Source organism: Novosphingobium clariflavum (genome assembly GCF_026420865.1).
Taxonomy (GTDB): Bacteria; Pseudomonadota; Alphaproteobacteria; order Sphingomonadales; family Sphingomonadaceae; genus Novosphingobium; species Novosphingobium clariflavum.
Map to the genome: position 1 here is coordinate 24207 of NZ_JAPCWC010000035.1, position 6454 is coordinate 30660.

At 64.3% G+C, this 6454-nt stretch carries 10 protein-coding genes; 4 read left to right on the forward strand and 6 right to left on the reverse strand.

The genetic code is table 11. From position 1 onward, the window contains the following. Window positions 1-39: 39 nt before the first annotated feature. On the reverse strand, window positions 40-627 hold the full coding sequence (locus tag OKA11_RS22200) for a hypothetical protein (protein WP_267224382.1): 588 nt from the start codon (window positions 625-627) through the stop codon (window positions 40-42). A 28-nt stretch (window positions 628-655) separates the two neighbouring features. Continuing rightward, window positions 656-904 (reverse strand): hypothetical protein, encoded by a 249-nt coding sequence (locus tag OKA11_RS22205; protein ID WP_267224384.1) that lies wholly within the window; start codon window positions 902-904, stop codon window positions 656-658. Between the two features lie 480 nt (window positions 905-1384). On the opposite strand from OKA11_RS22205, the gene OKA11_RS22210 reads away from it, so the two are divergent. Genes OKA11_RS22210 through OKA11_RS22225 form a run of 4 tightly spaced genes read left to right on the forward strand, consistent with a single transcriptional unit; the run spans window position 1385 to window position 4218 of the window. After that, the gene (locus OKA11_RS22210; RefSeq protein ID WP_267224387.1) at window positions 1385-1576 is read left to right on the forward strand and encodes a hypothetical protein; all 192 of its coding nucleotides are present in this window, start codon (window positions 1385-1387) and stop codon (window positions 1574-1576) included. A gap of 46 nt (window positions 1577-1622) precedes the next feature. Further along, a complete protein-coding gene (locus OKA11_RS22215) occupies window positions 1623-2435 on the forward strand; it encodes a ParB/RepB/Spo0J family partition protein (RefSeq protein WP_267224389.1) in 813 nt (270 codons plus the stop codon). Next, on the forward strand, window positions 2435-2887 hold the full coding sequence (locus OKA11_RS22220; protein WP_323748335.1) for an efflux RND transporter permease subunit: 453 nt from the start codon (window positions 2435-2437) through the stop codon (window positions 2885-2887). The genes OKA11_RS22215 and OKA11_RS22220 overlap by 1 nt, the downstream gene beginning before the upstream one ends. Continuing rightward, entirely contained in the window at window positions 2884-4218 is a 1335-nt protein-coding gene (locus OKA11_RS22225) for a TolC family outer membrane protein (RefSeq protein ID WP_267224391.1), read from the forward strand. Before OKA11_RS22220 ends, OKA11_RS22225 begins: the two co-directional genes overlap by 4 nt. A gap of 14 nt (window positions 4219-4232) precedes the next feature. Here the strand turns inward: OKA11_RS22225 and OKA11_RS22230 are convergent, their stop codons facing one another. The 4 genes from OKA11_RS22230 to OKA11_RS22245 form a co-directional block, all read right to left on the reverse strand. Continuing rightward, window positions 4233-4652: a hypothetical protein gene (locus tag OKA11_RS22230; protein ID WP_120253630.1), complete on the reverse strand. Its 420-nt coding sequence runs from the start codon at window positions 4650-4652 to the stop codon at window positions 4233-4235. Between the two features lie 176 nt (window positions 4653-4828). After that, window positions 4829-5134 carry a hypothetical protein gene (locus tag OKA11_RS22235; protein WP_051887045.1) on the reverse strand — a complete coding sequence of 102 codons (306 nt, stop codon included), beginning with the start codon at window positions 5132-5134 and terminating at the stop codon, window positions 4829-4831. A 31-nt stretch (window positions 5135-5165) separates the two neighbouring features. Then, on the reverse strand, window positions 5166-5747 hold the full coding sequence (locus OKA11_RS22240; protein WP_267224397.1) for a DUF4410 domain-containing protein: 582 nt from the start codon (window positions 5745-5747) through the stop codon (window positions 5166-5168). A gap of 214 nt (window positions 5748-5961) precedes the next feature. Further along, window positions 5962-6315: a hypothetical protein gene (locus OKA11_RS22245; protein ID WP_267224399.1), complete on the reverse strand. Its 354-nt coding sequence runs from the start codon at window positions 6313-6315 to the stop codon at window positions 5962-5964. Between the last annotated feature and the right edge of the window lie 139 nt (window positions 6316-6454).

The window sequence follows — 6454 nt, forward strand, 5'->3', positions numbered from 1 at the left end:
CCCCACTGAGCGGGCCAGCGGCGCTGGGGGCGTCGAGGATCAGCCGTCGATGAAAATCGGCGTGCCGCCTTCCGGCTGCACGTGACGAAGGTAGCCAGCGAGGAAGTCCAACCCGTTCGCCCACGCGATGGCGGCCTCCTCGGCAGTCGGATACCAGCCCGTGTTCACCGTCACCGACACGGTAAAGCCCATCGTATCCGTGCGGCGGAACGTCGCGCCCATCAGCTCCCAGTGAAAATGAACCTTGTCGTCGAATTTCATCACGTGAAGCGCGCGGTCGAAGTGGAAGAACACCGGGAAATAGCTTCCCGCGTCAGCGACCTTCTCGGCTGAATCGAAGGCAAACTCCACATATCCGCTCACGCGGTGCCCCTCGCTCTCGTCGACGAGCGCGCTCACGCATCCCACACTTCCAAAAGCCGATTCCGGCGCGTTCAGCGAGGCAACCAGGTCGTGCAGCGCCTCGTCGCGTGCGAGCTCGGGAATGTCGGCGAGGCGATCGAGCCTGCCCTTCAGGTTCTTGAAGCCGTAATTGGCGTCGCCATCCTCGCGGATCTCGCCAGTCCCGCCATAGGGGATGCCCTTGCCCTCCTGGGAAATCTGCAATGCGTTGGTGTAGCTGGGCACGAGCGTTCCTTGTCTTCGCGAATTGGGATCAGCGCAGCGTTCGCAGATAGCCACTGCCGTATGGTTCCAGGTGAAGCTCGTCGACGTCCTTCCCAAGATCGCTGTTCTGATTGGGTGGTCCGATCACCGAAACATAACGGCGCCGCACCAGCCCATCGATCGCCTGTTCCATGTCGGCCGATGTAGAGCCTGCCCGTGCCGGCAACCCCGCGATCAGGCCGCGCCTGTCGCGCAGCTCGCGCATGATCCAGTCTTGCAATTCGCTCAACGCCATCATGCCTGTCCTCAACAAGCCCTTCGCAGATGACCAACATAAGGCTTTGAGAGCTTCGCTTCGAGATGGGGCGCGGCCCTGCCGGGCACGGCTCTAGCGTCACGCGTGCCGCCCGAGCCACCGTGCCGGCGTCTCGGCCCATGCGGGTAACGATCCTCGCGTGAGCTGTGCCACGTGGCACACCTATGGCCGCGCCGAAGAGGCGCGACATCACCCGCAGAGCTGCGCGGCCCTCCCCCGAAGGCCCGCCTTGCGGGGAACACCAGGGCTGCTGCCCTTTCGTTCCCGAAGGAAAATAGACGGCCCCGTGTGGTCCGCCAAGCACGGCACCCGACACCCTAAGGGGCGTCGGCCGCGCTAGGCGGCCTGCCCGCGCCAGACCATCGATTTTCCTCCTCCCTCCCCGTCCCGCTCCTCGCCGGAGAGGCAGACCCGGTTGCTGCGGCAACCGGCTTTCAGCCGCAGGAAGAAGGAGGAACGAGAATGGCTTACACCCGATACAAGGGCGATCCCTACTGGAAGCGCGCCAAGGTGGCTGGAACCAGCCCTGACGGCATCCCCTACGCCAAGGGCGACCGGGTCTTCTTCTACCCGCGCACCGGCGCGACCTACGCGGGTGACAGCGCGGCGCGCGCATCCGCCGAGTTCGACGAGCTGGCGAGCCTCGAAGGCTGACCCCCTCCCCCATCGACACCACCACTACAGATCAAGGAACATCATCATGGGTATCACGACCATCAAGCTGTCGCAGCTTCGCATTTCTCCGCTCAATCAGCGCCATGTGAAGCCTTCCGCCATCGAGAGCATGGCCGACGACATTGCCGCACACGGCCTGTTGCAGAACCTTGTCGCCTACGAGGACGAGGGCCTGTTCTATGTGTTCGCCGGAGGGCGGCGCTATCGGGGCCTCAAGGAACTGGTGAAGCGCAAGCAGATCAAGAACAGCGATGCGTTTCCGGTCGAGGTCCGCACCAAGGAAGAAGCCATCGAACTGTCGCTCGCGGAGAACTTTCAGCGCGAGGACATGCACCCGGCAGACAGCATCCGCGCTTTCGCCGCGCTGCGCGATACCGGCATGAGCGCCGAGGAAATCGCAGCCCGGTTCGGTCAGGCAGTCAGCTTCGTCTACAAGATGCTTCGCCTTTCCGCGCTCGCACCGTCGCTGATCGACCTGATCGCCAAGGACCAGTTGTCGCTTGAGGCGGCGCGCGCGCTCACCCTTACCGACGATCACGACCAACAGGTGAAGGTCTGCAAGGCGGCGAACGGCCATGCGCACACCATCCGGCGGATGCTCACCACCGAGAAGGTCGACACCACCAGCGGCGCTTTCCTCTTCGTCGGGCGTGACGCCTATGAGGCAAAGGGCGGGACGATCACGGTGGACCTGTTCAGCCAAGGGGCCGAGGGCTTTGCCGACCAGCCCGAGCTTGTGCAGGAACTGGCAGAGGACAAGCTGGACGGTATCGCCGACGAGTATCGCGCGATTGGTTGGCATGAGGTCCGTGCCACGCTGGACCGACCTTATTGCTGATGCTCCAGCTCCAGAATGTGAAGCGGATGCTGGTGGTGCTGGCGACCGGGCCGCTGGCGCTGATCGGCGTGGCGCTCATCATGGCCCTGTTCCGCATCCCCTTCGGCTTCGTCGCCATGCTGGGATCGCTGGCGCTGTTCGGCATGGTGCTGCGCAATTCGGTCATCCTGATCGCGCAGATCGACACCTTGTCGGGCCATGGCCTGGCGATGCGGGAGGCCGTGCGCGAAGCCGCCGTCCATCGTCTGCGCCCGATCCTGCTGACCGCGCTCGCCGCCATCCTCGCCATGATCCCGCTCACCCGGTCGACCTTCTGGGGGCCGATGGCCTGGGCGATCATGGGCGGCCTGATGGTCGCCACGATCCTTACCCTCATCGTCCTGCCCGCGCTCTACGAGCTGGTCTTCGACCGCCCGCAGCATCGCGCCGACAACCAGGAGATTTCCGCATGAGACGCCTTTTCCTCTGTACCGCAGCGGCCATGCTCGCGCCGCCCGCCCATGCGACCGACCTCATGGAGGCATGGCAAGCAGCGGCGGCGCATGATCCCGATCATCTGGGCGCGCAGGCTGAGCGCGACGCGGGGCAGGAGGCCGCCGTTCAGGCGCGGGCGCTCAAGCGGCCCAGCGTACAGCTTCAGGGCGGATACCAATATAATGTCACAGAAACCAACGCCCGTTTCCCGGAAGAACTGGACCCGGTCTTTACCGGAAGCCGATCGAGCGGCCGGGCGACCGTTGGCGTGCAGGCGGTTCAGCCTTTGTATGATGCATCTAAACATGCACAGTCGATCCAGCTGCGCGAAAAGGCGGCAGGCGCCGATGTGCAGTTTGCCGGCGAGCAGCAGCAACTCATCCTTCGTGTATCGCAGGCCTATTTCAAGGCGCTGGCGGCCGAGGACAGGCTAAGCTCCTATCAGGCGCAGGTCGATGCGGCGGAACAGCAACGCCGCGGCGCGCAGGCGCGTTTCGATGCCGGGCGCGCGCGCATCACTGACGTGCGCGAGGCGGAGGCCCGCCGCGACGCGAGTGAAGCACAGCGCATCGGCGCCGAGGCCGAGTTGGCCTATGCCCGTGCCGATTTTTCCGAACTGACGGGCTTGCCGGCGGAAGGGTTGGACCGACCCGCCGGGAATTTCGCCGCGCCGTTGCCGCTCGTGACGCTGGAAGCATCCATCGAGCAGGCGGAGCGTCAGTCGCCGCTGGTGAAGGCGGCCGAGCATCAGGCAAAGGCCGCAGGAGCCGATATCGACCGCTACGGCCTTGCGGGACGCCCCGTCGTCGAAGGCGTCGCCGGTTATCAGGGCCAGTATCGGCTGGGCGGGGAAGGGGGCAATGGCATCATTCCCGACCGCATCCAGTCGGCGTCGGCCGGGCTGCGTATCACCATTCCGCTCTATGCCGGTGGGGCGATTCAGTCGAAGGAACGGGAAGCCCGCGCCAACGCCGTCAAGGCCGAGCGCGCCCTGGATGCCGCGCGGCGGGATGCTCGTCTTCAGGCGCAGCAGGCCTGGCATGCCGTATCGACCGGCGCGCGCCGCATAGCTGCCCTGAACACCGCAAACCGGTCGGCCGGCTTGCAGCAGGATGCGGCCAATACCGGGCGAGAGGTCGGCATCCGCACGCAGGATGATGTCCTGAATGCGCAGAGCCAGAGCTTTTCGACCGACCGCGACCGGCGTCAGGCCATATATGATTATATGACGGCCCGGCTCCAGCTCGCCGCCGCGACTGGCGATCTGGGCGATGAGACGCTGGCCGGAGTGAATGCGCTGATGAAATGATCGCCGCCTGACGATCAGGCGGCGATCAGGCCGGTCGAAGCGACGGCACGCTTCACCGGCTCGCCGCTGTCGATGTTAAAGGCCATGTCTATCATGATGTGCAGCGACCTGATGGCATGGCGGAAAGCGCTCGCCAGCGCGACGCTGCATTCGTGGACCAATTGGCGCTCGCGCCCTTCGATCATGTCGAGCAGTCGCCATTCATCCTCCGACAGGGCCAGGCCGGTACCGCAGCGAAACGGATGCCCCAGCACGAGTTCGGATAGCCTCATCAGGCTGTCGCAGGCGGGGGCCAGCTGTCCGCAGCCATGGCGGGCGAGCTTGCGGTAGAGATGCGGCTGGGCAGGGATGTGCAGGTGCCGCGCCCGACGCCACTGACGGGCGGCGGTCAGCACCAGCTGCTGTTGAATGCTGAAGGAAAATGTCGCAGCCATGGGCTGTCCTTTCGGGGCAAGATCATCTTATCGGGGCATGTGGGTCACGCGCTGTATGGTGTGTGCCGCACTGGAGCCCGACCATCGGATCGAAAATCGATAGCGGCATGGCGGCATGAGCAGTGCGATGTGGTGGCTGCGCTTGTGTCCGATGAGATGCAGTAACGGGAAATAGCTCATTGGCAGCGCATCTCCGTTTCCGCGGCCAGGGGATTGACCTGATGCTGGCTCAGAAATTGATAAAGGCCGCAAAGCAGCGCCTGTGCGGTCGGAATCGGCATGCCGATCCGGCCGACGATGACACGTTCCAGGCTGGGATCGGGGCGGCCATGGTCGGCCCTTGGATTTTCCAGCGTGACCGTTACGATGCCGTTGAGCAGTGACAGGCCAGTCAGGCCGCCAGCCAATATTTCCGGTGCGAACATATTGTCGACCAGCGGAATTTCGGGAAGCGGCGGCTGGATGGGGGGATGCATCTTCATTGCGGGAACCTTGCTGGCAAGAGGGGGAGGGTCAGCCCTTGTCGGATGGCCAGGGCCAGCCGGACGCGCGGTAAAATTGCCGCGTTTGCTTGACGATGAGAGCAGCGGATCGCTTGGCGCCTCTGTCCAGCCCGCTGCGGCTTCCCATCAGCAGGCCGACGCCACCACCGATGGCAAGGCGCGACAATTCGCCGGTGGCGGCCGCCACAGCGCCCGGCACGATCAGGCCGGGCTTGCGCCCATCCTTGGCGGTGGCGGAAAAGGACATGGCCGGGCCGGCTTGTCCGGCGATGTCGAACGAGGCTTTGGTGAGCAGGGCTGATCGACCCGCGCCGAAGCCGATCAGCAACCGTTCGGCACTGTTGCCGGGATCGGCCCGGACGATCTGGACTCTTACCGTGGCTCCGCCGGGAGAGGGCTGCCCGTCCGTCGTGACGGAGGCGGGGAGGCCAGCCTTGCGATAGGCCTTGACGAGTTCGGCCAGCAGACGATGTGCGGCCCTGCCCGCATCGGGATCGGACCGGATGTCCGGCGCCAGCGTCACCTGCACCCCAATGGCGCCGGGTATCTGCTGCAACCGCGCGGTCGCGACCGCGATCGGATAATGGTTCATGGTGAAGCCTTTCGAACAAGACGCGGTGCGGATCCGGGGGGCGAGGATCCGCACCGCGTCGGCGCTGGCCGTCCAGGGGGAGGAGCAAGGGACAACGGCCAGCGCAAAGGGGAAATTGCGGTATGCAATCAAGGGGACGGATCTGGCCGCAGGATGATCCGTGTCCAGCATCGCTCATCCTGCCGCATAACCGCCTCCTTGATGTCTGAGGCTGTTATCGGCTCGTCAGGCAACAGGAGTTGGCGACGATTGTAAATCTTTGTGACGCCAGGTCGGCTTTGGGGATGCGCAGGGTGCTGGCCGAGTTGGGAATCGTCATCTCGGTCGGGATCTTTGATGGCACTTCAGATGGCAGGCGAGATCGTTGACGGGGAGTCCATGTTCGACTTACCGGACGCAGTGAACATCGTTGTCGTGCTGGGAGGGCATGGGTGCGCGTGCCGTCCGCGTCGACGACCGTGACATAGAACTGAGTGATCCAGGTGAACCGGTCGTTCCAGTTGTCCTTTAAAAGCAGAACCTCATTGCCGCTGCTCGCTGCATCGAAGGTGCTGGCGACCTGGAACATTCAATGGGCGGCCGTGACGGTCAATCCGTGGCTGAGAAGCCCTTGCTTCAGGCGCAGGGACATATCTTCGATTTCACGATCCATCGACGGCGGCCCCTTCTTGCCGGTTATCTAGTAGCAGTCAGAGTTGAGGCAATCG

Bases quoted from the DNA above. Each gene is read 5' to 3' on its own strand.
- OKA11_RS22205 (WP_267224384.1), bottom strand. From the start codon at position 904: ATGATGGCGTTGAGCGAATTGCAAGACTGGATCATGCGCGAGCTGCGC.
- OKA11_RS22210 (WP_267224387.1), top strand. From the start codon at position 1,385: ATGGCTTACACCCGATACAAGGGCGATCCCTACTGGAAGCGCGCCAAG.
- OKA11_RS22215 (WP_267224389.1), top strand. From the start codon at position 1,623: ATGGGTATCACGACCATCAAGCTGTCGCAGCTTCGCATTTCTCCGCTC.
- OKA11_RS22220 (WP_323748335.1), top strand. From the start codon at position 2,435: ATGCTCCAGCTCCAGAATGTGAAGCGGATGCTGGTGGTGCTGGCGACC.
- OKA11_RS22225 (WP_267224391.1), top strand. From the start codon at position 2,884: ATGAGACGCCTTTTCCTCTGTACCGCAGCGGCCATGCTCGCGCCGCCC.
- OKA11_RS22230 (WP_120253630.1), bottom strand. From the start codon at position 4,652: ATGGCTGCGACATTTTCCTTCAGCATTCAACAGCAGCTGGTGCTGACC.
- OKA11_RS22235 (WP_051887045.1), bottom strand. From the start codon at position 5,134: ATGAAGATGCATCCCCCCATCCAGCCGCCGCTTCCCGAAATTCCGCTG.
- OKA11_RS22240 (WP_267224397.1), bottom strand. From the start codon at position 5,747: ATGAACCATTATCCGATCGCGGTCGCGACCGCGCGGTTGCAGCAGATA.
- OKA11_RS22245 (WP_267224399.1), bottom strand. From the start codon at position 6,315: ATGTTCCAGGTCGCCAGCACCTTCGATGCAGCGAGCAGCGGCAATGAG.